The following is a 24,651-nucleotide window of genomic DNA, read 5'->3' as shown; positions in this document are numbered from 1 at the left end:
CGCTGCCCGACGCGCGACCGCGCCCATGCCGCAAATCCATGACGACATTCCCAGCGGTTATTTCGATGCGCGATGATGTGCGCCGACAGTACGCGTCCCCCGCTGGAGTTCCCCATGGTGCTGAGAAGTCTTGTCCTCGCCGCGTCGCTGGCCCTGGCTGGCTGCGCCAGTGTCGGCGTCGCCGATGCGCCCCCGTCCGCCACCTCCGCCCTGCAGGGCGACGCCGCGCGGCCGGCGCAGGCCGGCGGCTGGGTGCGCAGCGAACTCTATTTCGGCGTGGGGGAAGAGACGGGTCCGGCGGATCGCCCGCAGGCCGAGCAGATCAGCGAAGCGACCTGGCGCGCTTTCCTCGACAAGGAAGTGACCGCGCGCTTTCCCGACGGCCTGACCGTGTTCGACGCTTACGGCCAGTGGCTGTTCCGCGGTGCGAAGGAACCCAATCGCCTGAAGACCAAGGTGCTGGTGGTGCTGCACGAGGACACCCCGCAACGCCGCGCCGACATCGAGGCGATCCGGCTGGCGTGGAAGCAGGCTACGGGCCACCAGTCGGTGCTGTGGTCGCGGCACGCGGTGGACGTATCGTTCTGAACCTGGTGCGCCCGCCGGCCACGCGGGCGCTTATGCTGGCTTCCTGCCACCTCCCCACTGAACCTCCTTTCCCATGACTGCATCGGCTTCCTCCGTGCGCCGCTGGTTCGTACCCGGCGACCTCAACGGTTTCTTCGGCCTGGTGGTGGACAACCTGTCCATCCTCGGCTTCATCGCCGCCGCGCTGATCGGCATCTTCCAGTTTCCCGCCGAGGTGGTGTTCACCCGCATGTTCCCCGGCACTGCACTCGGTGTGCTTGTCGGCAACCTGATCTATACGTGGATGGCGCACCGGCTGGCGACGAAGACGGGGCGCGATGACGTCACCGCGATGCCGCTGGGCCTGGATGCACCGACCAGCATCGGCATGGCGCTGCTGGTGCTGGGGCCGGCCTTCGTCGGCTTCAAGCAGGCGGGCCTGGATGAACAGGCCGCGGCCACTGCCACCTGGCAGCTGGGCATGGCCTCGCTGGTGGTGATGGGCGTACTGAAGCTGGTGCTGTCGTTCTTCGGCGATGCGGTCACGCGGGCGGTGCCGCGCGCGGGCCTGCTGGGCTCCATCGGTGGCGCGGCGCTGACGCTGCTGGGCTTCCTGCCGCTGATCGAAACGCTGCGGCAGCCCATCGTCGGCTTCGTCACCTTCGGACTGCTGCTGTACGTGCTGGTGGCAAAGGGGAAGCTGCCGGTGAAGATTCCCGGCGTGCTGCTGGCCTTCATCGTCGGCACCACGCTGTACTACGCGCTGGGTCTCGCTGGGCTTGGCGCGCCGGGCTTCAAGGTGCCCGATGCCGTGCCGCTGGCGGTGACGCTGCCATTGCCCACGCTGGGCTGGCTGGACGGCCTGGCCTATACGGTGCCCTACCTGCCGCTGCTGCTGCCGTTCGGACTGCTGATGGTCGTGGGCGGCATCAACGTCAGCGAGAGCGCACGCGCCGCCGGCGACGACTACCGCACGCGCGACGTGCTGCTGGCCGAAGCGGTGTCCACGCTGGTCGCGGGCTTCTGCGGCGGCGTGGCACAGACCACGCCCTACATCGGCCAGCCTGCTTACAAGCACATGGGCGCGCGCAAGGGCTACACGCTGCTGACCGGCCTCTTCATCGGGCTGGGGGGCGTGCTGGGCTACGTGTCGGGGCTGGTGCAATGGCTGCCGGTCGCGGTGCTGGCGCCGATCATCGTCTACGTCGGCCTGGACATCACCGTGCAGGCCTTCACCGAAACGCCGCGCAAGCACGCCATCGCGGTGGCGCTGGGTTTCCTGCCCTCGGTGGCGTACCTGCTGACGATCAAGTTCGGCAATCCGGCGTGGATCGCGCCGGACCGTTTCGCCGCCCTGTACGAAGGCGTGGACGGGCATGGCCTGCCGGACCTGGCCACCATCGTGACGCTGGGCAACGGCTTCATCATCACCGCGATGATCTGGACCACCGCGCTGGTGGCGATGATCGACGGACGCAACGGCCGCGCCGTCGTCGCGCTGCTGGTCGGCGCGGTGCTGACGCTGTTCGGCATCATCCATTCGGTCGATCCGCGCGGCGGCATCTACCTGCCGTGGCACGTGGAAGGCCTGCGCACGACGATCCTGTGGCAGTTCGCCGGGGCGTATGCCGCGCTGGCGGTGCTGCTGGGCCTGCTGTCGCTGCAGAAGCAGGGGTCTGTTCCAGCCGAGGGACCGACCGGCGGGTGAATCCGGGTCTCATCCGCTCTTGAAACACCGCCGCTTAACCGCATGTGGGTAGCATCGGCTGGCGTTCGCCGGCCCCGACTCCCCTTGAGGTTCTCCCGATGCGGATGGACAAACTGACCTCGCGTTTCCAGCAGGCGCTGGCCGACGCGCAGTCGCTGGCCGTGGGCCGCGACCACACCATGATCGAACCGGTGCACGTGCTCACCGCGTTGCTGGAGCAGCAGGGCGGCAGCACGCGGCCGTTGCTGTCGCAGGCCGGCGTCAACGTGCCCCTGCTGCGCGAGCGGCTGGGCGAAGCGCTCGACAAGCTGCCCAAGGTGACCGGCCAGGCCGGCAGCCTGTCCATCGGCAACGACCTCTCGCGCCTGCTCAACGTCACCGACAAGCTGGCGCAGGACAGTGGCGATACCTACATCGCCAGCGAGTGGTTCCTGCTGGCGGCGCTGGACGACAGCGGGGCCGCCGGGCAGGAGCTGAAGGCCAGCGGCGCCGACAAGCAGAAGCTGCGTGCCGCCATCGACCGTCTGCGCGGGGGTGAGAAAGTGCAATCCGAGAATGCCGAAGACCAGCGCCAGGCGCTGGAGAAGTACACCATCGACCTCACCGAGCGCGCGGAGATCGGCAAGCTGGATCCGGTGATCGGTCGTGACGAGGAAATCCGCCGCACCATCCAGGTCCTGCAGCGCCGTACCAAGAACAATCCCGTGCTGATCGGCGAGCCCGGCGTGGGCAAGACCGCCATCGTCGAAGGCCTGGCGCAACGCATCGTCAACGGCGAGGTGCCGGAAGGCCTGAAGGGCAAGCGCGTGCTGAGCCTGGACATGGGCGCCCTGATCGCCGGCGCGAAGTTCCGCGGCGAATTCGAAGAGCGCCTGAAGGCCGTGCTCAACGACCTGGCCAAGAACGAAGGCCAGATCATCCTCTTCATCGACGAACTGCACACCATGGTCGGCGCCGGCAAGGCCGAAGGCTCCATGGACGCCGGCAACATGCTGAAGCCCGCGCTGGCACGCGGCGAGCTGCATTGCATCGGCGCGACCACGCTGGACGAATACCGCAAGTACGTCGAGAAGGACGCCGCGCTTGAGCGCCGTTTCCAGAAGGTGTTCGTGGGCGAACCCAGCGTCGAGGACACCATCGCCATCCTGCGCGGGCTGAAGGAGAAGTACGCCGTGCACCATGGCGTCGAGATCACCGACCCCGCCATCGTCGCCGCGGCCACGCTGTCGCACCGCTACATCGCCGACCGCCAGCTGCCGGACAAGGCCATCGACCTGATGGATGAAGCGGCGTCGCGCATCCGCATGGAAATCGACTCCAAGCCGGAAGAAATGGACCGCATGGAGCGCCGGCTGATCCAGCTGAAGATCCAGCGCGAAGCACTGAAGAAGGAGAAGGACGCACAGTCGAAGCAGCGCCTGGCCGATCTGGAGACCGAGATCGAATCGCTGCAGCGCGAGTTCAACGACCTGGAAGAAATCTGGAAGGCCGAGAAAGCCACGCTGACCGGCGCCACCAAGATCAAGGAACAGATCGAGCGCGTGAAGCTGGAGCTGGAGGCCGCGCAGCGCAAGCAGGACTACGCGCGCATGAGCGAACTGCAGTACGGCCAGTTGCCGGAACTGGAGAAGCAGCTGGCGGCCGCGCAGGAGGCCGAGCAGAAAGGCTTCCGCCTGTTGCAGGACAAGGTCACCGACGAGGAGATCGCCGAGGTCGTCAGCCGCTGGACCGGCATCCCGGTCAGCAAGATGCTGGAAGGCGAGCGCGAGAAGCTGCTGCAGATGGAGCAGTCGCTGCGCGGCCGCGTGATCGGGCAGGAGGAGGCGATCAAGGTCGTGTCCGACGCCGTGCGCCGTTCGCGCGCCGGCATCTCCGATCCCGACCGGCCCAGTGGCTCGTTCCTGTTCCTCGGCCCGACCGGCGTGGGCAAGACCGAGCTGTGCAAGGCGCTGGCCGAGTTCCTGTTCGACAGCAGCGACGCGATGGTCCGCATCGACATGAGCGAGTTCATGGAGAAGCACGCGGTCAGCCGCCTGGTCGGCGCGCCTCCGGGCTATGTGGGTTACGAGGAAGGCGGCTACCTGACCGAGGCCGTGCGTCGTCGCCCGTACAGCGTGATCCTGCTGGACGAGGTGGAGAAGGCGCATCCGGACGTGTTCAACATCCTGCTGCAGGTGCTGGACGATGGCCGCCTGACCGACGGCCAGGGCCGCACGGTGGATTTCCGCAACACGGTCATCGTGATGACCTCCAACCTGGGCTCCAGCCTCATCCAGGACATGAGCGATGGGGGCGGCGCGGGCGACACGCCGGAGAGCTACACGCAGATGAAGGCGGCGGTGATGGGCGTGGTGCAGGCGCACTTCCGGCCCGAATTCATCAATCGCCTGGACGACATCGTCGTGTTCCATCCGCTGGACAAGGCGCAGATCCGCGAGATCGCGCGTATCCAGACGCGCTACCTGGCCAAGCGCCTGGCGGAGCGGCAGATCGTGCTGGAACTGGACGATTCGGCGCTGATGCTGCTGGGCAACGTCGGCTTCGACCCGGTCTACGGTGCGCGGCCGCTGAAGCGCGCGATCCAGGCGCAATTGGAGAATCCGCTGGCCCACAAGATCCTGTCGGGCGACTTCGGTGCCGGGGATACGGTGCGCGTGCGCGCCGAAGGCGGACAGCTGCAGTTCGAGCGCCGCGCTTCCGGCGGGTGACGCCCACTGCCGGAGGGCCCACGCCGGGCCTACCGGCGCGCCCAAGGCCCTCCCGGTGATCGCCCGCGGACGCCGGCAAGCGTCCGCGCCCCGCGGGTGACGTTTTCAGCGTCGCACCCGGGGCTCCGGGCCTTGCCCGCGAGGTCCCGAGCCCGCCCCGCAAGGCGCTGGGCCTTGTCCGCAGGGGGCTGAGCCCCGCGCGCAAGGCTTTCAGGCCCCATCGATGGCTTTCCACGCGCCATCGATGGCGTCCGGAATCCCATCGATGGCCCTTGGACCGCGATCGTTCTCACATCCCGCTCCGGCGATGGCCGGTGGAAGGCCATCCCGTGGCTTTCCAGCACCCATCGCTGGCATTCGCATCGCCATCCACCAGCCTCCGAGCCTCGCGTGTCACGTGCAGGACCCCGGCGATGGGGCTCCTGGGGTTCATCGTTGGCTTTCCGGGCCTCGCGCGCGCGGCGCCGTGCCTTGCATGGCCGGGTCACGCGGCGGCATGGGGCGCTGTCCGGCCTTCACCGATCGTGACGTTACAAAGACTTGGCACGTACGAAGGCGGTTCCCCGCCTTCGCGAATCCGTGTCAGGATGGCGCGGTATCGGGGGGACCAGCTGACTGATGTTTGCCGACAGCGTCCACGCGGAAGAGCCGGGCCTGGGCAGGGGCGCGAAGGTGCTGCTGCTGGGGGCGCTCTGTGTGCTGCTGCAGCAGTTGTCCGTCAGTTACCGCATCGCCTTTTTCGGCGAGGAATCCCTGGCCTCGCTGGTGCACCTGCATACCGGCCTGCTGCTGGCCATCGCCATGCTGGAACGCGACCGCTGGGTGCTGGCGGGGTGTTTCCTGGCCACGCTGGGGGGCTGGACGGCACGGCACTACTACCTGGACGGCGGCGGCGCGGACCGGATCCTGGCGTGGGGCGTCGCGGTGCACCTGTTCAACTTCGGCTGGACGCTGTCCTGCGCCTCCCTGATGGGCTGGCCGCGCGAGCGACCCGCCGCCACCGTGCAGCGGCGCGACCTGTTCCGCTTCGCGGGGATCGGTCTGCTGCTGTATCCCGTGGGCCTTGCGCTGGCGGGGTCGACCGTGGCGTTCCTGACCACACCGGAGACCGCACTCAGCGTGGTTTTCCAGACCCTGTTCGCCAAGCAGTTCGGCGTGGCCGTGGTGACCTTGCCCCTGGTGGTGGCCTGGGGCGAACGCGGGCAGAAGTCGCCCACGCTTTCCGCCATGCGGCACTGGTGGTGGCCGGTGCTGCTGGCCGCCGGGCTGGGCATCAGCCTGTGGGCCACGCTGGAAGTCAGGCAGTCGCTGAGCGGTGGCGCGCAGCCGCAGATCGTGCTGATGGACTACCGCTTCGCACTGATGGTGGTGCTGGCGTGGTGCATGCTGCGACTGCCGCCGCGCTACGCCATGCTGTCGCTGTCGCTGACGCTGTTGCTGCTGGTGGCCGCCGTGGCCGGCACGGCGGAATACGGCAACACCGCGGTGGGATTCTTCAACCTGCTGCACATCGCGCTGGAAGTGAACATCCTGCTGCTGGCCATGCTGTACCTGTGGCTGACCAACCGCGACCGCTTCGACCTGGCCGAACGCCTGTCCGGCGAAACACTGCGCGACAACGTCACCGGCCTGCCCAACCTGAAGGCGCTGCGCGAACGCATGGCGGGGCGTCCGGTGCCGCGTGCGGAGCTGGGTTACCTGCTGCTGGACCAGACCGACACGCTGGTGGCGGGCTTCGGCCTGGACACCCAGGCCGCGGCCATGAACACCGCCGCACGCCGGCTGGACGACATGGTGGAGACGTATTACGTGGGCACCGGCCAGTTCGCGCTGCTGCCCAAGCCCGGTGCCGACGCCGATCTGTGGGAACGGTTGATGGCGCGCGTCGAGCATGCGGAGATCGAGGTCGCCGGCCAGCCGATGCGGCTGCTGCCCTACCTGGGCGTGGCGGCGTTCAACCAGGCGCAACGCGGCGTCGTCGACATGGCGGTGCTGACGGCATCGCACCTGGCCTTCGAGGCACGACACCACGGTGAAGTGCGCCCGCGCTACAGCGAGGTCGGTGATTCGCTGGTGCGGCACTCGCAGCGCAAGCAGCTGCAGGATGCCGCCGAGGCGCTGGCCTGTTTGCGCAACGAACGGGTGGCGCTGTACTTCCAGCCGATCCGACCATTGCAGGGCGATCCGGACACCCGCCACCCGCATGCGCTGGTGGGCGAAGTGCTGTGCCGGCTGGTCGACGAGCGCGGCGAGCTGATTCCGCCGGCGCGCTTCATGGGGCCGCTGGAGGCCGCGGGACGGGGCGCCGAACTCGACCTGGCGGTGATCCGTGCCCTGTTCCGCCTGTTGCGAAAGACGCCGGCCGCGCTGCCGTACTGCCAGCAGATCGCGATCAACCTGACCGGCCAGAGCCTGGCCTCGATGAGTTTCCAAGTGGAACTGCGGACGCTGCTGGCCGGCTCCCCGTTGCCGGTCAGTGCGCTGTGCTTCGAAGTCACCGAGACGGCGGCCATTTCCAACACCACCGTCGCCAGCCATCTGCTCAGCGACCTGCGCGCGCTGGGTTGCCGCATCGCCATCGATGATTTCGGCACCGGCATGCAGAGTTTCGCGCGGTTGCGGGAGCTGCCCGTGGACATCATCAAGATCGATGGCTCGTTCGTCCGCAACGTGGCGCAGCGTGGCAAGGACCATGCGGTGGTGCAGGCGTCGGTGGCGGTGGCGAAGGCCTTCGGCGCGGAGACCGTGGCCGAGTTCGTCGAGGACGAGGAGATCGAATGGTGCCTGCGCGAACTCGGTGTCGACCAGGTGCAGGGCTACCTGTACGGTGCGCCCCGCCCGCTGGTGGAAGTGCTGGTGGAAACCGCCGCCGAGGTCGCGCTGGCGCCGCACCGCCACTGAGCGCGCGTGCACCGGGATTGAACGGACCTGCGTGCTAGCATCCGCCGCGCAGGGGACCCCGTCGTCGAACCATCGAGGGCATCACCATGTCGCAACGCATGATGGCCGTGGTTTCATTGTTCCTGTTGTCCTGTCTTGCCGTGCCTGCCTCCGCGCAGAGCACGGTCGAATGCCATTCCATCCATTACCAGTACAGCGAGTGCTGGGCCGGTCCGCTGCGTGCGCCTCAGCTGGTACACCAGATCTCCAGCAGCGCATGCATCGTCAACCGCACCTGGGGCTACAACCGGCGAAGCGGCTATGTGTGGGTCGCGCAGGGCTGCTCGGGCGTGTTCGCCGACGTGCAGTCCTATCACCATGGGCGCGGCGACAGCTGGGATCCCGGGGCGCGCAGTTACAGCGATCGCGGGCATGACTCCGGCGCGGTCGTGGCCGGCGTGGTGCTGGGGGCGCTCATCGCCGGCGCAGCCGCCGACAAGGACCGCCGGCATACCACCAGCAACGTCGACTACAGCCGCACGAGCCGCTACAGCGGGTGCCATGGCGTGGGCTGCATGGTCGACAACCCCGACCGCGCTCGCGACAGCAGCCAGGACATCGATCCACGCCCGTCGTTCGACCGCCAGGGCAATCCCAACTTCGATACCCAGGGCAACTGGCAGGGCTGCCACGGTGCAGCCTGCCTGGTCGATCCGCCCGACGACGGCAGCAACTGATCGCCGCAGGTCACGGGAGGAGCGCGTGCACGCGCGCGCCTCCCGCTGATCGTGCCGGACTCAGGTGGCGGTGCGCTGCGGCCGGTACGGCGGCGTGGACATCACCATTTCCGCCAGCGAGAACGCAAGTTCGCGTTCCGCAAGCACGGCGCCGTCGGCACCGTGTTCCAGCAGGTGCTTCACCTCGCCCTCGCTGTGCGCGCGCGCCAGCAGGGTCAGTGAGGGATTGATCGCGCGCAGCTTGGCCAGGGCTTCACCGGCCTCCAGCGGCTGCGGGATCGCCAGCACGGCGATCTTCGCGCGTTCGGGATGCGCTTCGGCCAGCACCCGGTCCGCGGCGGCGCTGCCGCGGATCGCGGGGATGCCCGCGTCGTGCGCGCGCGCCACGTGGTCACCGTTGTCGTCGATGACGATCAGCGGCACGCCGCGGTCTCGCAGCACGCGCGCCAGTTCGCTGCCCACGCGGCCATAGCCGATGATGATGGCGTGGCCGGTGACGTCCAGCGACGGGCCGGGAGGTGCCTCGGGTTCGGCCGGCGCCGGCGCCAGGGCTTCCTGCCTGCGCTGCCAGCCATCCAGCCAGGAGAACAGGAACGGATTGGCGACGATCGACAGCAGTGAGCCGGCCAGGATCAGGTCGCGGCCTTCCGGCGGCAGGATCTCCAGCGAGACGCCCAGCGCGGCGAGGATGAAGGAGAACTCGCCGATCTGCGCCAGGCTGACCGAGATGGTCAGCGCGGTGCCGGTAGGGTGCTTGAAGGCGCGCACGATGAGGAACGCGGCCAGCGACTTGCCCACCACGATGATCAGGAACGTCGCCAGCACCTGCCACGGATGGGCGACAAGGATGGCGGGGTTGAACAGCATGCCCACCGAGACGAAGAACAGCACGGCGAACGCGTCGCGCAGCGGCAGCGAATCGTTGGCGGCCTTGTGGCTCAGTTCCGATTCGTTGAGCAGCATGCCGGCGAAGAACGCGCCCAGCGCGAACGACACGCCGAACATCGTCGCCGAGCCGAACGCCACGCCCAGCGCGATCGCCAGCACCGACAGCGTGAACAGTTCGCGCGAACCCGTCGCGGCGATCTTCTCCAGCGTCCAGGGAATGACACGCCGGCCCACCAGCAGCATGAAGGCGACGAACGCGCCCAGCTTGATCAGCGTCCAGGCGATGGCGACCATGAAGGTGCCGAAACTGGCCGGCGTGTCGCCGGCGCGCTCGCCGAAGGTCTCCGCCAGCACCGGCAGCATGACCAGCGCCAGCACCATCACCAGGTCTTCCACGATCAGCCAGCCCACTGCGATACGCCCGCGCTTGGTGTCCAGCAGGCGCCGGTCCTCCATCGCGCGCAGCAGCACCACCGTGCTGGCCACCGACAATGCCAGGCCGAAGACGAAGCCGTTCAACGGCGTCCAGCCCATGCCCCAGGCCAGTGCCCAACCCAGCGCCGTGGCCACCACGATCTGCACGATCGCGCCGGGAATGGCGATCGCCTTGACCTCCAGCAGGTCCTCCAGCGAGAAGTGCAGGCCCACGCCGAACATCAGCAGCATCACGCCCAGTTCGGACAGCTGGTTGGCCAGCTCCTGGTCCGCGACGAAGCCGGGGGTGAACGGTCCCACGAAGATGCCTGCAAGCAGATAGCCGACCAGCGGTGACAAGCGCAGCTTGTGGGCGAGGGCGCCAAGCACGAAGGCCAGGGCCAGACCCACCGCGATGATGTTGATCAGGTCGGTGTCATGGTGCATCTAGGGGGACGGTTCCTCTGCGTGAGTCCCGAGTTTCGCTGATCGGGCGGTTTATCCGCAAACCGAAACTGAGTGGCCGATTCATCCCTGCACGCCCATTTGCACGCTGGAACGTGTCGCCGGATGCGGTGCGGCCAGCTTCCGGCCCAAAAAAAAAGATGCCCCGCGTTTTGCGGGGCATCGTGGTCCTTGAGTGGAGGTTGTTACCAGCTGTAGGCGACGCGCGCATACGCATAGGCGCCGTTGAAGCCGAACGGGCTCTGTGACGGGTAGGGCAGCTGGCCGGACGTGGAGGTGGCGAAGAGCACTTCGTCCGGATACTCGTCCAGCACGTTGTCGCCACCGATGCTGAAGTTCCAGTTGTCCAGCTTGTAGCTGACCGCCAGGTCCAGCAGCCATTTAGGCTCGAACGTCTGGTCCAGCGCCGGATTGGCATTGCGCACCGTGAACTCGCCGTAGCGCGTGGCGGTGGCGCTGACGCTGAAGCCGCCCTTGGTCCAGATGCTGTTTAGGAAGAACTTGTCGCGCGGGGCACCCACTTCGAAGCGACCCAGCTCCACGCGCCCGAAACGCAGCGCCGTGGGATCGATCGCTTCCAGCGTGGCCGGGTTTTCCGCCACGCGGTCGATCTCCGTCTTGTTGTAGTTGTAGCCGCTGGTGAAGTCGAGCTTGCTGGCCGCCAGGTTCCAGGTGTACGTGCCCACCACATCGATGCCGGTGGTGGTGGTATCCAGCGCGTTGGTGAAATAGCGACCACCGGCCACGTCCGGGAAGCCGTTCTGGTTGAGGTAGGTGCGCACTGCCGTGCTGGTGAGGTTTTCCGACAGGGTGATGCGGTCCTTGACCTTGATGCGGTACGCATCGACGGTGACGTACAAGCCTTCCGCCGGCGTCAGCACCAGGCCCAGGCTCAGGTTGTCCGACTCCTCCGCCTTCAGCGGCTCCGCACCCAGCGCGATGCCGGCCGGGTTGGTGACGCGGAAGGTGACCAGGTCGAAGGGAATGCCACCGATGAAATTGGTCGATGTGGTCTGGTAGTACTGCTGCTGCAGCGAGGGGGCATGGAAGCCAGTCGATGCCGTCGCACGCAACGCCACCGCATCGTTGAACGCATAGCGGCCGGTCAGCTTGCCGGTGGTGGTGTCGCCGAAATCGCTGTAGTCCTCGTAGCGAACGGCGATGCCGGCCGACAGCTTGTCGGTCAGGTCCCCCTCCAGCCCGGCGTACACGGAAATGTTGTTGCGGTCGAAGCTGCCGCTGTCGCTGGGGCGGAAGCCGGGGAACACCTGCGCACCGGACGGCGCCGGGGCATTGCCTGGCAGCAGCACGCCACCGTTGACGTACGAGCCGGGTTCGCCGGGTGAGATCGTGAACTCCTCGCCGCGCCATTCCGCGCCATAGGACAGGGTCAGCGGATACGCCAGACCCCAGTCCAGTTGCTTGTTGAAGTCGAAGTTCAGCACATGCTGCTTGATCTCCAGCGCACCGGCATAGAACTCGGTGGGCGAGGTCGGGCCCAGGCTGCGGTTGAGCGTGTTGCGGATGTCGAACTCCAGTTCGTTGGAGCCGTAGGTGTAGCTGATGTCGATGTTGGTCCCGCCGGCGGTGAAGGTCTTGATGCCGCTGGAGACACTGACGTCGGTGGACGTGTTGAAGATTTGGGGCAGGAAGCCGTCCGGGTAGATGGACGGAATGTTGCGCGAGTCCCCGGCCGGGCGGAAGAAGCCGTTGGAGAGCGTCTCGCGCTGCGTGTACAGGCCGTACGAATAGAACGTCAGGTAGTCGGCGATGTCCACTTCGCCGTTGTAGAGGAACGAGCCGTTGTCCACTTCGGGGTCGCCGTAACGCTGCACGACCTTGCCGGCCGGTGCGCTGGTCGCGGTCACCGTGCCCAGATAGGGGCGCGCGCGGTCCGTCTGGTCCTGGTGTCCACCCTGTGCGGCGAAATGCACCTTGCCCACTTCGCCCAGCTTGAAGCCGGCGTCGCCGAGCACCTGGTACTGGCTGCCGTCGCCGGCGCTGTACTGGCCGTAGGTGGCCGAGACGTTGCCGCCATGGTCCGCACCCTTCAGCACGATGTTGATGACGCCGGCGATGGCGTCCGAGCCGTATTGCGCCGACGCACCGTCACGCAGGACCTCGACGCGTTCGATGGCGGAGATCGGAATGGAGTTCAGGTCCACCGGCGAGGAACTGCGTCCCTGGCTGCCGTTGACGTTGACCAGGGCACCCGGGTGATAGCGCTTGCCGTTGACCAGCACCAGCGTGTGGTCGGGCGACAGGCCACGCAGCTGCGCCGGGCGCATGGCGTCGGTACCGTCGTTGATGGCGGCGCGCGGGAAATTGAGTGAAGGCACCGCCCGCGACAGCGCGGTGGCCAGTTCCACGGTGCCGGTGGAGGTCAGCACCTCCGGCGTGATGATGTCGATCGGCGCGGTGGACTCGGCGACCGTGCGGTCCGCCACGCGCGTGCCGGTGACGATCAGCGTGTCCAAGGTCTGGGCTTCGGTGGTGGCGGCTTCCTGCGCGAAAGCGGCGGGGGTGGCCAGCGCGAAGGCGATGGCGAAAGCGAGGGGCGACAGCGGGCGGGTCATGGTGGCTCCAACGGAAAGACGGGAACACGACAGAGGGCTGGCAGGCACGGTTACGGCTGAAATCATTTTTGTGCACCGCACCATAGGCATTGATTACAGTGCGATGACATGGATGTCAATGCTTCGTTAACGACTGTGACGGGCACGTGTACCGATAAACTACGCGGCCGGTTCCACCCAAATCCCCATAGGTTCTTTCTTGATCTCCCTTCGCAATTTCGCCATGCGCCGTGGCGAGCGCCTGCTGCTGTCCAACGTCGACCTCACCCTGCATGCCGGCTATCGCGTGGGCGTGGTGGGGCGCAACGGCGCGGGCAAGTCCAGCCTGTTCGCCGCCGTGCAGGGCGAGCTGGAAGCCGACAAGGGCGACCTGGACCTGCCGGGCAAGGTGCGCATCGCCAGCGTCGCCCAGGAAACCCCCTCGCTGCCGGACCCCGCCCTGTCGTTCGTGCTGGGCGGCGACACCGAGGTGGCCGCCGTGCTCAACGCGGAAGCCGAGGCGACCGCGCGTGAGGACTGGGAGGCGGTGGCCAACGCACACACCCGCATGGCCGAGATCGGCGCCTACGACGCCGAGGCGCGCGCCGGCAAGCTGCTGCATGGCCTGGGCTTCCCGGCCGATACGCACCATCGGCCGGTCTCTTCGTTCTCCGGCGGCTGGCGCGTGCGCCTGAACCTGGCGCGCGCACTGATGATGCCCAGCGACCTGCTGCTGCTGGACGAACCCACCAACCACCTGGACATGGACGCGGTGCTCTGGCTGGAGCAATGGCTGCTGAAGTATCCCGGCACGCTGCTGCTGATCTCGCACGACCGCGAGTTCCTCGACAACGTCGCCACCCACACGCTGCACCTGCATGGCGGCACCGCGAAGCTGTACACCGGCGGCTACACCGACTTCGAGCGCCAGCGCGCGGAACAGCTGCGCCAGCAGCAGATCGCGCACGAGAAGGAACAGGCCGAGCGCGCGCACCTGCAAAGCTTCATCGACCGCTTCAAGGCCAAGGCCTCGAAGGCCGCGCAGGCGCAGAGCCGCATGAAGCGCCTGGCCAAGCTGGCCGGCACCGAGGCGGTGCGCGCCGAGCGCGAGTTCCGCATCGAGTTCGCCCCGCCCGCCAAGCTGCCGTTCTCGCTGATCCGCCTGAACCATGTCGAAGCCGGCTACGGGCCCGGCGCGGTGATCCTGCACAATGTCGGGTTCGGCCTGGAAGCAGGGCAGCGCATTGGCCTGCTGGGCCCCAACGGCGCGGGCAAGACCACGCTGGTGAAGACGCTGGTCGGCGAGCTGCCGGTCCTTGCCGGCGACCGCATGGCGCACCCGGACCTGCGCATCGGCTACTTCGCGCAGCACACGGTGGAATCGCTGCACGAAGGCCAGTCGCCGATGGACCACTTCCGCGACTTGTCACCCGACGCCAGCAACCAGTCGTTCCGCGACTTCCTGGGCAAGTGGAATTTCCCGGGCGACCGCGCGTTCGAGCCGGTCGATGGCTTCTCCGGCGGCGAGCGCGCACGCCTGGCGCTGGCGCTGATCGCCTGGCAACAGCCCAACGTGCTGCTGCTCGACGAACCGACCAACCACCTTGACCTGGAAATGCGCGAAGCGCTGGCCGAAGCGCTGAGCGATTTCGATGGCGCCATCGTGATGGTGTCGCACGACCGTCACCTGATCGGCCTGGTCTGCGACACGTTCTGGCGCGTGGCCGACGGCGTGGTCGAACCCTTCGACGGCGACCTGGACGAATACGCCGCGTGGCTGCGCACCCGCGCCAGCGCGCAGGGCAGCAAGACCCTGCGCAACGAGCCCGCACCCCCGCCGCCGCCCAAGCCCGTCGCTCCCGCGCGCAAGATCAACCCGGTCAAGCTCGCCGCGGCCGAAGCCAAGGTCGCCGAATTCGAAGCCAAGCTGGCCGACGTGGATGCGCAACTCGCCGACCCCAAGAGCTACGCCGACGCCGACCTCGCCGCGCGGCTGGGCCGCGACCGCGAAACCCTGCAACAGCAGCTCGCCCAGGCCGAGGCGGCCTGGTCGGCGCTGTACGACGAGGCGTGATCGTCAGCTCCCCGCCATCCGGCGCCGCAATGGGCTAGGCTAGGCATCACGACGGAGCGATGCGCGGCAGGGGTGCTGCGCACGCGACACCCGTGCGACGGGGGCGACATGGAGCGTAAGCAGGCACGGATGGCCGGATGGGTCATCGTGTTCGTGGTGTTGGTAGCGGTAGCGTCCACGTGGTGGGCGGTGTCGAGTGCATCGCAGTCGAACGGCGTCGCAACGATGGGCGCCCGGCCGAACGTACCTGAAGGTGCGATCCGCGAGAACGGATCGCAGCCGCTGGTGCGTGCGCCCAATCTCATCGTGACCGGTCGCGTGCTCGGTCTGCCCGAAGGGCTGACGGGACTGCAGGTGGTGGTGCGCGTCGGCGAACAGGTGCACGCGGCCCAGGTCCAGGGCACGGGGTACGTGGCGGACATCGGCGTGCCCGACCCGGCTGCCATGGTCGTAGTGGAGGCGCGCGCAGGCATCGCGCACTTCAAATCGCTGGTCGGCAGCGTGGGGTATCTCAGGCAGCAGGCCGGTGCCGATGCGGTCGCCGATGATCGCGAACTCTCGGCGCTGTCGCCGTCGCCTTTTCGCTCGGCGCTGTATGTCAGGACGCGCTTCGTCCTGGGTGGCCGCCTGCCAGTGAATGACACGGAATTGAAGGAAGCGCTGCGGACCGCGGTCACGTCAGAGTTGGAGCCGATGGCGTTCGTACTCGCTCGTTTCGTATCTGCGGACGGCACTCTGCCCGCAGGTTTCGACACCGGCCTGGCGTTGGTCGAGGACCGCGCCACCTACGCAGACGTGTCGCAGCAGCACTGGGTTACAAGCCAATCCAAGGGCTATCTCTGGACGGTACCCGACAATGCGCCGATTTCCAGTCTGGCCGAGCTTCCGGACAGGTTGGTCATGGTGTCAGGCCTGCCGTACGGCGGTGCTCCCGTCATGGATCCCCATCAGGTCGGATTGCCTCCCAATACCGTCTCCCTGCTGGCGCGACAGCCCGACGGCAGCTTCGACCTGTACGAAGACTATCCGCTCAAGCAACCCAACTATCGTCTGAGGCTTTACGACCACGGATACATCGAGCTGTATCCCAGCAGTGACATCTACCGATCAATACGCACCAACGCGAATGGCGTCGTCGATGGCATCGCCGACACCCACGCGATGCGCAGGCTGAGCGCCGGGCATGGGGTCGATGTGTGGGTGAGGGAGGAGCGCTGGGAGCAATGGGGCTTGGGTGTTTCGGGGATCAGCGAGGAGTACGACATCTTCGCTGCGGCTTCACTGGACGCGTGGTCGCGTCCGGACGGATGGCCGGCTACGTCACTGCCGCGGATGCTGCCCTGGTTTTGTGAAGGTACGCGGGAGACGTCGTATCGGCGACTGGAGAGTTGCGAGTACGTGTTGCATCACCTCACCGCCGGTCCGCCGGGACAGGGCTGGACTCTGGATCACGGATGGCATGTCAGTCCTTACAGCCACCAGATATCGCCTTCCTCCGGACAACAGTCGTTTTCCTGGACCCTGGATGCACGCGGCGTCCTGAGCATCGTTTCCAGTCAGGCCCGCACCGAGTTCTGGCGGCTGCAGGGGCCTCAGACCTCCATCGGCAACATCCTCTACGTTGCGCGCAGCGCCACCGGCGTCACCGAGGGGCAGGTACGGGTCGGTATCAACATGACGGCGGTGCGGTCGTTGAACAGTGTGTCCTTGGCCGATGGCCTTGGCACATGGCGGTTTGAGCCCTGGACAGGGAGTTGGTCGCCAAGGTACGTCGACGGTGGACTGAAGTACCAGCGAGTGCGGACCAGTGACGGTAACAGCGTCAGTCAGGTCCGCGATGGCGATACGCTCATCAGTAGTGTCGCCTTGTACTGGGATGTCGCCGGCAACGCATTCTTCGACTGGCGCGCGACTGCACGCATGCCGGACCGGAGCAGTCGGTACTTTCGCAACTGCGCTGAAGCCGCTGCCGCGGGCGCTGAACTGTGTGCGATCAATTTCACCTATTTCCGCCCAGTGATGTCCAACGGAGACCGTTACTACGGCATCAGCGAAACCTACTCAACGCCCTTCCTGTCCAGCGGAAGCAATCTTATGGTAGGACCCTTGGAGCGCCTGTCGTCCGGTCCCGCGTCGCTGGCCTGTGCCGGTGGCGAGTGCGTCCCGCGCTTCTACTACGGCGCTGGCGGACCTCCGGTTGCAGGCGCCGCGTTGCCGGCCCAGGCTATCCCGCCGCTCGCGCTGGATGTTGAAACCGCGCGCCGTGGCCCCACAATACGACCGGTCAACATCCGAATCCCCCGCCTCATGCCCATTTACGCCTTCGAATGCACCCAGTGCGGCCACAGTTTCGACCGCCTGCAGAAGCTGTCCGATCCGGATCCCGACACCTGCCCGGCCTGCAGCGCGCAGGCGGTGAAGCGGCAGCTGACGGCGCCGTCGTTCCGGTTGGCCGGCAGTGGCTGGTACGAGACCGACTTCAAGAAGGACGGCGACAAGAAGCGCAACCTGGTCGATGGGGGGGAGGGTGCCAAGCCCTCCGGCGACAGCAAGCCGTCGGAACCGGCGGCGCCCAAGGCGGAAAGCAGGCCGGACGCCAAGCCCGACCCGAAGCCGGCCGCCCCCGCGTCTTCGACGCCCGGGGTATAACGAACCCTTCCTTGCGGAGGGTGTCCTGATGAAACTGCATGTACTGGCTGCCGCGGCGGCCCTCTTCGGCGCGGGTTGCGCATCTGCGCCGGCGACATCTCCCGACGCCGCCACCACGACAGCACCGGCGGACCAGTTCCTCACTGCATTGGCCAGGTACTGCGGCAAGGCCTATGCCGGCCGCATCACCGCCAACCAGCCCACGCCGACCGCGCCGGATGCCTTCGAGGGCAAGGCGCTGGTGATGCACGTGCGCGGTTGCGAGGCGCCGTCGAAGGAAATCCGGGTGCCGTTCCATGTAGGCGATGATCATTCGCGCACCTGGGTCCTCACGCGCACCGCAGGCGGCCTGCGCCTCAAGCATGACCATCGCCACCAGGACGGCAGCCCCGATGCGGTGACGATGTACGGGGGCGACACGGTCGATGCCGGCACGGCGCAGCGGCAGGCGTTCCCGGTGGATGCCGAATCCGTGGCGATGTTCCAGCGCGAAGGCCTCAATGCCTCGCTCAACAACACCTGGGCCATGGAACTGGTGCCGGGCGAGACCTTCGTTTACGAACTCAGCCGGCCCAACGGCCGGCTGTTCCGGGTGGAATTCGACCTGGCCACGCCGGTCGCACCGCCGGCGGCCCCCTGGGGTGCCGACGGCGCGACGCCGTAGCCGTCAGCGCGGTCCGAAGCGGCCGCGGCAGCCGCGGTCCACCCACACCTGGGTGCCGGTGTAGCCCCAGCTGTAGCCCTCGCGGCAGCTGGTGTTCGACAGCTGCTGCAACAGGATCGGCTTGCCCTGGCGCGGATCGTAGGCGCAGGTCTTGCGGCGGTTGTCCTCGCTGCTGCAGGTGATGGTGTAGCCGGTATTGCCGCCGCCCGCGTTGCTGCCCGAATCACGGAATTCCGCGCGGCAGCCGCTGCGAACCCAGATCACGCCCGGGCGCTGGCCCCAGTTCTGGTTCTCGTAGCAGCGCGTGGAGGAAAGTTGCCGCTGCACGACGGCGCGGCCACGGAAATTCGTGCGGCACTCGCGGTACGCATTGCCGTCGCTCTCGCAGCGGACCAGGTCGCCATTGCCGCCGCCGTTCGAGCGTGCGGCGAAGCGGCCGCGACAGCCGCGGTCGACCCAGACGATGCCGTTGCGGCTGCCCCAGTTCTGGCCTTCGACGCAGCGCGTGCTGGACAGGTTCTGCACCAGCGTGGCGTTGCCGCGGAAGCCCGTGGGGCACTCGCGGTAGCGGTTGTTCGCGCTCTCGCAGGTGATCTGGCCGCTGGGGGGTGTGGGTGGGCGGGGGCCGCCGCTGCCACCCAGCGACTGGGCGATGTCGGTCTTGATGCGGCTGAAGGTCCAGTTGGAGCGGTTGACCTGGTCCAGGTAGAAGCGCAGCTGGTCGTCGGGGATGCGCCGGCCGCCGGACTGTTCGGAATACTCCAGGCTGATCACCCGGGTCTGGTCGGAAACGGACAGCGTCCGCAGGTTCTCCGGCGCGTACGCGCGCGTCTGCGCCTGGGCGAAGACGGAACCACTGGCCACCAGGGCCAGCAACAGTACGAGGACGGACTGCAACAGCGGCTTCTTCATGGCGGCACCCTCCTGGGGAGCCGCCAGCATACCGCCAGGTTGTTAAATCCGCGCAGGGCCGCGGGGCCGGAGGCACGGCCGCAGGTTAAACTATCTGGCTTGACCGACCTGCTGCGGCGGCAAGCTGGCCCAGCCAGCCTGCGACCGCGGTGAGCCTTTCCGGCAGCCCCCGGACGAACCTTGCGGAGCCCCCATGCGTACCCATTTCTGCGGCCTCATCAACGAGGCCATGATCGGCCAGACCGTGACCCTGTGCGGCTGGACCGACGTCGCCCGCAACCTGGGCGGCGTGTGCTTCATCGACCTGCGCGACCACGAAGGCATCGTGCAGGTGACGGTGGACCCGTCCAATGCCGAGGTGTTCAAGGTCGCCGCGTCGCTGGGCTACGAGGACGTGCTGCAGGTGGAGGGCGTCGTGCGCGCGCGCGAAGCCGTCAACGCCAAGATCCGTACCGGCCAGGTGGAAGTGATCGCCACCAGGATCACCGTGCTCAACAAGGCCGAACCGCTGCCGTTCCACGCGCACGAGAATCCGGGCGAAGACATCCGCCTGAAGTACCGTTACCTGGACCTGCGCACGCCAGAGATGCAGCGCAAGCAGCGCACCCGCATCAAGCTGGTGCAGGCGCTGCGCCGCTGGCTGGACGCGCGCGGTTTCCAGGACATCGAGACGCCCATCCTGACCAAGGCCACGCCGGAAGGCGCACGCGACTTCCTGGTGCCGGCGCGCATGCATCCGGGCGAGTTCTATGCGCTGCCGCAGTCGCCGCAGCTGTTCAAGCAGATCCTGATGGTGGCCGGCTTCGACCGCTACTACCAGATCGCGCGCTGCTTCCGCGACGAGGCGCTGCGCGCCGACCGCCAGCTGGAATTCACCCAGCTCGACATGGAGTTCGCCTTCGTGCGCGAGCGCGACGTGCAGGATGCCGTGGAAGGCATGATCCGCGACATCTTCGCCGAAGTGATGGACGTGCAGCTGGACGCGCAGTTCCCGCGCATGACCTGGGCCGAGGCGATGCGTCGCTACGGTTCGGACAAGCCGGACCTGCGCATCGCGCTGGAGCTGGTGGACGTGGCCGAACTGGTGAAGAGCAGCGAGTTCGCCGTATTCACCGGTGCGGCCAACGATCCGGATGGCCGTGTGGCCGCGCTGCGCATCCCCGGCGGTGCGTCGCTGAGCCGCAAGCAGATCGACGAGTACGCCGCGCATGCCGCCAAGTACGGCGCCAAGGGCCTGGCCTACATCAAGATCGACGAGGCCGGCGCGGTCAGTTCGCCGATCCAGAAGTTCTTCGCCGAAGACGCCTTCGCTGCGCTGGTGAAGCACATCGGCGCCGGCAACGGCGACATCGTGTTCTTCGGCGCGGGCGGCTACAACAAGGTCAGCGACTTCATGGGCGCGCTGCGCCTGAAGGCCGGCAAGGACTTCGGCCTGGTCCAGGAAGGCTGGAAGCCGTTGTGGGTCACCGACTTCCCGATGTTCGAGTGGGACGAGGAAGCGCAGCGCTACGTCGCGCTCCACCATCCCTTCACCGCGCCCGCGGTGGACGATATCGCCGACCTGCGCGCCAACGCCAGGACCGCCGTGTCGCGCGGCTACGACATGGTGTTGAACGGCAACGAGATCGGCGGCGGTTCGATCCGCATCCACCGCCCGGAGATGCAGAGCACGGTGTTCGAGCTGCTCGGCATCGGTGCGGAAGAGGCGGAAGCCAAGTTTGGCTTCCTGCTGGACGCGCTGCGCTTCGGCGCGCCGCCGCACGGCGGCATCGCCTTCGGCATCGACCGCATCGCGGCGCTGATGGCCGGCACGGAGTCGATCCGCGACGTCATTCCGTTCCCGAAGACCACCACCGCCCAGTGCCTGATGACCGGCGCGCCGTCGCCGATTCCGGATGAGCAGCTGGCGGAAGTGCACATCCAGGTCCGCCCGAAGAAAGACTGATCGAGAGAACCAAGAAATGACGGAAGTTGCTTTTTCGCTGGAGTGGGAACGCCTGGGCAATGAAGGCGCCGATGCGGGGCTGGTGACGGAGCGCGCGCGTGTGTTCGGCGGCTGGCTGGTGCGCGTCGGCATGTCGCCGGCGGCGATGGCGCTGACCTTCGTGCCGGATGGCCAGGGCCGCTGGGACGGCGAGGACTTCGGCGAAGACGATTACGAAGAAGAAGACGAAGAAGAGTACGAAGAGGAAGAAGACGAGGACGCCGACGAGGAAGACGAGGCGGACGAAGAGGAAGAGGAAGAAGAGGACGCGTAAGCGTGCAGATCCGTCGCGCCACCGTCGATGACGCCGCCGTGCTGTCGGAGCTGGCGTCGCGCACCTTCACGGAAACCTTCGGGCATCTTTATCCGCCCGAGGATCTGTCAGCGTTCCTTGCCGACGCCTACGAGGTGGACAAGCAGCGGACGATCCTCTCCCATCCGGACTATGCGGTATGGCTGCTGGAAGACGACGGCGTGGCCGTCGGCCATGCCGCCGCCGGACCGTGCGGGTTGCCGCATCCCCAGGTGCAGGCGGGCGATGGCGAGCTGAAGCGGCTGTATGTGCTGGCCTCGCACCAGAACGGTGGCTGGGGCGGGAAGTTGTTCGCCGAGGTCGAGCGATGGTTGTTGAGGGACGGACCGCGGACGCTGTGGATCGGGGTGTGGTCGGAGAACTTCGGCGCGCAGCGGTTCTATGAGCGGCAGGGGTTCGCGCGTGTGGGGGCGTACAAGTTTCCGGTGGGGAAGACGCTGGATGATGAGTTCATCCTGCGGCGGGATGCTTCATTCGGCTGACGCAAAAGCATTCCGCTAGCCCTGCGGGCCAGCGGGTAACTTTTCTTTGTAAGCGCAAAGAAAAGTCACCAAAAGAAAGCGCTTTTCCCGACGAAGCAATCCCATGACTCGGGCGCCAGGTGGATTTTCCGGTTCGCCTTCCTGGCGAATCGGAAAACGGCGGGCGTCCTGCCCGCCGCCCTTCGGGTCTGGTGGGTTTGCTGGCGCATTGATGCAGGGAAAATCAAGATCAAAAGCAAACGGCCGCGTGAGCGGCCGTTGCTGTTTGTGCGTTGTGCTTACTTCTGCAGGAAGTCGAGCAGGTCTTGGTTGACGCGGTCCTTGTGGGTATCGGTGAGGCCGTGCGGGGCGCCGGGGTAGACGATCAGTTGGGCGCCCTTGATCAGCCTGGCCGAGGCCTTGCCGGAGGCGTCGATGGGGACGATCTGGTCGTCGTCACCGTGGATCACCAGGGTGGGGATGTCGAACTTCTTCAGGTCGCCGCGGAAGTCGGTGGCGGAGAACGCGGCGATGGAGTCGTAGGTGTTCTTGTGGCCGCCCTGCATGCCCTGCGCCCACCAGCTGTCAATCAGGCCCTGCGACACCTTCGCGCCCGGGCGGTTGAAGCCGTAGAACGGGCCGGAGGCGATGTCCAGGTAAAGCTGCGAGCGGTTGGCCAGCGAGCCGTTACGGATGCCGTCGAACACTTCGATCGGCAGCCCGCCGGGATTGTCGGCGGTCTTCAGCATCAGCGGCGGCACGGCGCTGATCAGCACGGCTTTCTTGACCCGGCCGGTGCCATGGCGGCCGATGTAGCGCGCCACTTCGCCGCCGCCGGTGGAAAAGCCGACCAGGGTGACGTCCTTCAGGTCCAGCGTGTTGATCACGGTGGCCAGGTCGTCGGCGTAGTGGTCCATGTCGTTGCCGTCCCAGGGCTGGCTGGAGCGGCCGTGGCCGCGGCGGTCATGGGCGACCACGCGGTAGCCCTTGGAGGCCAGGAAGATCATCTGGGATTCCCAGCTGTCCGACGACAGCGGCCAGCCATGGCTGAAGGTGACGACCGGGCCGTTCTTCGGGCCCCAGTCCTTGTAGTACAGCTGCACGCCATCGGCGGTGGTGATGTAGCTCGCCGTGCGTTCGACAGCGACCGGGGCGGTGGTGGATGCGGGCTGCGCGGCGAAGCTGGCCTGGGTGGCGACGGCCAGCAGCGTGGCGGCGATGGTGCGGGTGAAGGCGTTCATGGTGTGGGTTCCTGCGAAGGGTGGTGGGTCAGGAAGGAAGGTCAGTCGGCGATCACCAGCGTCACGTCGATGTTGCCGCGCGTGGCGTTGGAGTAGGGGCAGACGATGTGGGCGGCGTCGACCAGGGCCTGCAGCTGCTCGCGGGCGACACCCGGGGCGGCGATGGTCAGTTCGGCCTGCAGACCGAAACCGGTGGGGATCTGGCCGATGCTGACCTTGCCGGTGACGGTGGTGGACGGGGGCAGGGCGACCTTCTGCTTGCCGGCGACGAACTTCAGCGCGCCCAGGAAGCAGGCCGACCAGCCGGCCGCGAACAGCTGCTCCGGGTTGGTGCCGTCGCCGCCGGCGCCGCCCAGCTCGCGCGGCGTGGACAGCTTGACGGCCAGCACGCCATCGGACGAGGTGGCCTGGCCTTCACGGCCGCCCGATGCGGTGGCGGTGGCGGTGTAGAGGATCTTTTCGATGGACATGGCGGTGTTCCTTCTGGGGAGTGGGTGGTCCGGCGGGGTGTCGTCCGGTGAGGGATACTTTGCGCGGTTGTCCGGTACTGGTGGTGATGTAGAATCCTGAAAATTTGATCAGGAGTTCTGCCATGGCCGACCGGCTTGCTGTCCTGCTGGAGCGCTTCTCGGTGACCGCGCAGGTGTTCCACGCCGGCGCGCTTTGCGGCATCAATACGCTGGAAGGGGAGGCGGGCGTCGGCCAGCTGCACCTGATCCGGCAAGGGCCGCTGGAGGTGTTCCACGGCAACGCCTCGCTGCAGATCGAGCAGCCCAGCCTGCTTCTTTACCCGCGGGCCATGACGCATCGCTTTGTCAGCGACGCGGAAAAGGGCGCGGACATGGCCTGCGCCAACGTGCGGTTCGAAGGGGGCGAGCAGAACCCGATCTGCGCCGCACTGCCTGACGTGGTGTGCCTGCCGCTGGACGGCGTCTTCGGCGCTTCGGACGTGCTGGCGCTGCTGTTCGAGGAAGCCTTCACCCAGCGCTGCGGGCGCACCGCGCTGGTCAACCGGTTGTTCGAAGTGGTGATGATCCAGATCCTGCGCCAGCTGATGGAAAGCGGCGACGTGAAGGGCGGCATGCTGGCCGGCCTGTCGCATCCGCGCCTGCGCAATGCCATCGTCGCGATGCACGAAGCGCCGTCGAAGGAGTGGACGCTGGACGAGCTGGCGCGCGTGGCGGGCATGTCGCGCAGCGTGTTCGCCACGCATTTCCGCGAAGCCCTGGGCATCACGCCCGGCCAGTACCTGCAGGGCTGGCGCGTGGGCCTGGCGCAGCAGGCGTTGCGGCAGGGCAAGCCACTGAAGGTGGTGGCCGCCGACGTGGGCTACGGCAGCGAGGCGGCGCTCTCGCGCGCCTTCAAGTCGCACAGCGGCGTGTCGCCCCGCGAGTGGAGGCGTGCGCTTGCAGAGGCATGACTCCACGGTTG

Annotated in this window: 17 protein-coding genes; 12 read left to right on the top strand and 5 right to left on the bottom strand. The window is 67.2% G+C overall.

Translation table 11 applies throughout. The features are described 5' to 3' along the window. The first annotated feature begins 114 nt into the window (after nucleotides 1–114). From OVA13_RS09955 to OVA13_RS09935, 5 genes are all read left to right on the top strand, one after another. Nucleotides 115–588, top strand: a complete 474-nt coding sequence (locus OVA13_RS09955; RefSeq protein WP_267790332.1) for a DUF3574 domain-containing protein — start codon at nucleotides 115–117, stop codon at nucleotides 586–588. 73 nt (nucleotides 589–661) lie between these two features. Then, on the top strand, nucleotides 662–2,275 hold the full coding sequence (locus OVA13_RS09950) for a SulP family inorganic anion transporter (protein WP_267790331.1): 1,614 nt from the start codon (nucleotides 662–664) through the stop codon (nucleotides 2,273–2,275). 98 nt (nucleotides 2,276–2,373) lie between these two features. Continuing rightward, nucleotides 2,374–4,983 (top strand): ATP-dependent chaperone ClpB, encoded by a 2,610-nt coding sequence (gene clpB, locus OVA13_RS09945; protein ID WP_267790330.1) that lies wholly within the window; start codon nucleotides 2,374–2,376, stop codon nucleotides 4,981–4,983. Between the two features lie 618 nt (nucleotides 4,984–5,601). Beyond that, on the top strand, nucleotides 5,602–7,884 hold the full coding sequence (locus OVA13_RS09940; RefSeq protein ID WP_267790329.1) for an EAL domain-containing protein: 2,283 nt from the start codon (nucleotides 5,602–5,604) through the stop codon (nucleotides 7,882–7,884). Nucleotides 7,885–7,970: 86 nt separating this feature from the next. Further along, complete coding sequence (locus OVA13_RS09935) at nucleotides 7,971–8,600, top strand: DUF3011 domain-containing protein (protein ID WP_267790328.1); 630 nt, start codon at nucleotides 7,971–7,973, stop codon at nucleotides 8,598–8,600. 60 nt (nucleotides 8,601–8,660) lie between these two features. Here OVA13_RS09935 and ybaL read toward each other — a convergent pair whose 3' ends face one another. Both ybaL and OVA13_RS09925 read right to left on the bottom strand, forming a co-directional pair. Then, a complete protein-coding gene (gene ybaL / locus OVA13_RS09930; protein WP_267790327.1) occupies nucleotides 8,661–10,349 on the bottom strand; it encodes a YbaL family putative K(+) efflux transporter in 1,689 nt (562 codons plus the stop codon). A gap of 203 nt (nucleotides 10,350–10,552) precedes the next feature. Continuing rightward, the gene (locus OVA13_RS09925) at nucleotides 10,553–12,943 is read right to left on the bottom strand and encodes a TonB-dependent receptor plug domain-containing protein (protein ID WP_267790326.1); all 2,391 of its coding nucleotides are present in this window, start codon (nucleotides 12,941–12,943) and stop codon (nucleotides 10,553–10,555) included. 199 nt (nucleotides 12,944–13,142) lie between these two features. Here OVA13_RS09925 and OVA13_RS09920 point away from each other — a divergent pair, with 199 nt between their 5' ends. From OVA13_RS09920 to OVA13_RS09910, 3 genes are all read left to right on the top strand, one after another. Next, complete coding sequence (locus tag OVA13_RS09920) at nucleotides 13,143–14,996, top strand: ABC-F family ATP-binding cassette domain-containing protein (protein WP_267790325.1); 1,854 nt, start codon at nucleotides 13,143–13,145, stop codon at nucleotides 14,994–14,996. Nucleotides 14,997–17,303: 2,307 nt separating this feature from the next. Continuing rightward, nucleotides 17,304–17,645, top strand: a complete 342-nt coding sequence (locus OVA13_RS09915; RefSeq protein WP_267793503.1) for an FmdB family zinc ribbon protein — start codon at nucleotides 17,304–17,306, stop codon at nucleotides 17,643–17,645. A gap of 28 nt (nucleotides 17,646–17,673) precedes the next feature. Then, nucleotides 17,674–18,309 (top strand): hypothetical protein, encoded by a 636-nt coding sequence (locus OVA13_RS09910; protein WP_267790324.1) that lies wholly within the window; start codon nucleotides 17,674–17,676, stop codon nucleotides 18,307–18,309. A 3-nt stretch (nucleotides 18,310–18,312) separates the two neighbouring features. Here the strand turns inward: OVA13_RS09910 and OVA13_RS09905 are convergent, their stop codons facing one another. Continuing rightward, a complete protein-coding gene (locus tag OVA13_RS09905) occupies nucleotides 18,313–19,221 on the bottom strand; it encodes a DUF3011 domain-containing protein (RefSeq protein WP_267790323.1) in 909 nt (302 codons plus the stop codon). A gap of 193 nt (nucleotides 19,222–19,414) precedes the next feature. On the opposite strand from OVA13_RS09905, the gene aspS reads away from it, so the two are divergent. The 3 genes from aspS to OVA13_RS09890 are packed head-to-tail and all read left to right on the top strand — an operon-like array spanning nucleotide 19,415 to nucleotide 22,000. Continuing rightward, the gene (gene aspS / locus OVA13_RS09900) at nucleotides 19,415–21,166 is read left to right on the top strand and encodes an aspartate--tRNA ligase (protein WP_267790322.1); all 1,752 of its coding nucleotides are present in this window, start codon (nucleotides 19,415–19,417) and stop codon (nucleotides 21,164–21,166) included. Between the two features lie 16 nt (nucleotides 21,167–21,182). Continuing rightward, nucleotides 21,183–21,479 (top strand): DNA primase, encoded by a 297-nt coding sequence (locus tag OVA13_RS09895; protein ID WP_267790321.1) that lies wholly within the window; start codon nucleotides 21,183–21,185, stop codon nucleotides 21,477–21,479. A gap of 2 nt (nucleotides 21,480–21,481) precedes the next feature. After that, entirely contained in the window at nucleotides 21,482–22,000 is a 519-nt protein-coding gene (locus tag OVA13_RS09890) for a GNAT family N-acetyltransferase (protein ID WP_267790320.1), read from the top strand. Between the two features lie 278 nt (nucleotides 22,001–22,278). Here the strand turns inward: OVA13_RS09890 and OVA13_RS09885 are convergent, their stop codons facing one another. Both OVA13_RS09885 and OVA13_RS09880 read right to left on the bottom strand, forming a co-directional pair. Next, nucleotides 22,279–23,220 (bottom strand): alpha/beta fold hydrolase, encoded by a 942-nt coding sequence (locus OVA13_RS09885; RefSeq protein ID WP_267790319.1) that lies wholly within the window; start codon nucleotides 23,218–23,220, stop codon nucleotides 22,279–22,281. A 41-nt stretch (nucleotides 23,221–23,261) separates the two neighbouring features. Continuing rightward, entirely contained in the window at nucleotides 23,262–23,690 is a 429-nt protein-coding gene (locus tag OVA13_RS09880) for an organic hydroperoxide resistance protein (protein ID WP_267790318.1), read from the bottom strand. Between the two features lie 122 nt (nucleotides 23,691–23,812). On the opposite strand from OVA13_RS09880, the gene OVA13_RS09875 reads away from it, so the two are divergent. Beyond that, nucleotides 23,813–24,640, top strand: a complete 828-nt coding sequence (locus tag OVA13_RS09875; protein ID WP_267790317.1) for an AraC family transcriptional regulator — start codon at nucleotides 23,813–23,815, stop codon at nucleotides 24,638–24,640. Nucleotides 24,641–24,651 lie beyond the last annotated feature (11 nt).

This window comes from Pseudoxanthomonas sp. SL93 (assembly GCF_026625825.1).
In the GTDB taxonomy this organism is placed as follows: domain Bacteria; phylum Pseudomonadota; class Gammaproteobacteria; order Xanthomonadales; family Xanthomonadaceae; genus Pseudoxanthomonas_A.
Note: the sequence above shows the minus strand (reverse complement) of the source record. Positions and strands in the feature narration are given on the sequence as shown.

Coding starts and splice junctions, on each gene's coding strand:
- OVA13_RS09955 (WP_267790332.1), top strand. CDS start 115: ATGGTGCTGAGAAGTCTTGTCCTCGCCGCGTCGCTGGCCCTGGCTGGC.
- OVA13_RS09950 (WP_267790331.1), top strand. CDS start 662: ATGACTGCATCGGCTTCCTCCGTGCGCCGCTGGTTCGTACCCGGCGAC.
- clpB (WP_267790330.1), top strand. CDS start 2,374: ATGCGGATGGACAAACTGACCTCGCGTTTCCAGCAGGCGCTGGCCGAC.
- OVA13_RS09940 (WP_267790329.1), top strand. CDS start 5,602: ATGTTTGCCGACAGCGTCCACGCGGAAGAGCCGGGCCTGGGCAGGGGC.
- OVA13_RS09935 (WP_267790328.1), top strand. CDS start 7,971: ATGTCGCAACGCATGATGGCCGTGGTTTCATTGTTCCTGTTGTCCTGT.
- ybaL (WP_267790327.1), bottom strand. CDS start 10,349: ATGCACCATGACACCGACCTGATCAACATCATCGCGGTGGGTCTGGCC.
- OVA13_RS09925 (WP_267790326.1), bottom strand. CDS start 12,943: ATGACCCGCCCGCTGTCGCCCCTCGCTTTCGCCATCGCCTTCGCGCTG.
- OVA13_RS09915 (WP_267793503.1), top strand. CDS start 17,304: ATGCCCATTTACGCCTTCGAATGCACCCAGTGCGGCCACAGTTTCGAC.
- OVA13_RS09910 (WP_267790324.1), top strand. CDS start 17,674: ATGAAACTGCATGTACTGGCTGCCGCGGCGGCCCTCTTCGGCGCGGGT.
- OVA13_RS09905 (WP_267790323.1), bottom strand. CDS start 19,221: ATGAAGAAGCCGCTGTTGCAGTCCGTCCTCGTACTGTTGCTGGCCCTG.
- aspS (WP_267790322.1), top strand. CDS start 19,415: ATGCGTACCCATTTCTGCGGCCTCATCAACGAGGCCATGATCGGCCAG.
- OVA13_RS09895 (WP_267790321.1), top strand. CDS start 21,183: ATGACGGAAGTTGCTTTTTCGCTGGAGTGGGAACGCCTGGGCAATGAA.
- OVA13_RS09885 (WP_267790319.1), bottom strand. CDS start 23,220: ATGAACGCCTTCACCCGCACCATCGCCGCCACGCTGCTGGCCGTCGCC.
- OVA13_RS09880 (WP_267790318.1), bottom strand. CDS start 23,690: ATGTCCATCGAAAAGATCCTCTACACCGCCACCGCCACCGCATCGGGC.
- OVA13_RS09875 (WP_267790317.1), top strand. CDS start 23,813: ATGGCCGACCGGCTTGCTGTCCTGCTGGAGCGCTTCTCGGTGACCGCG.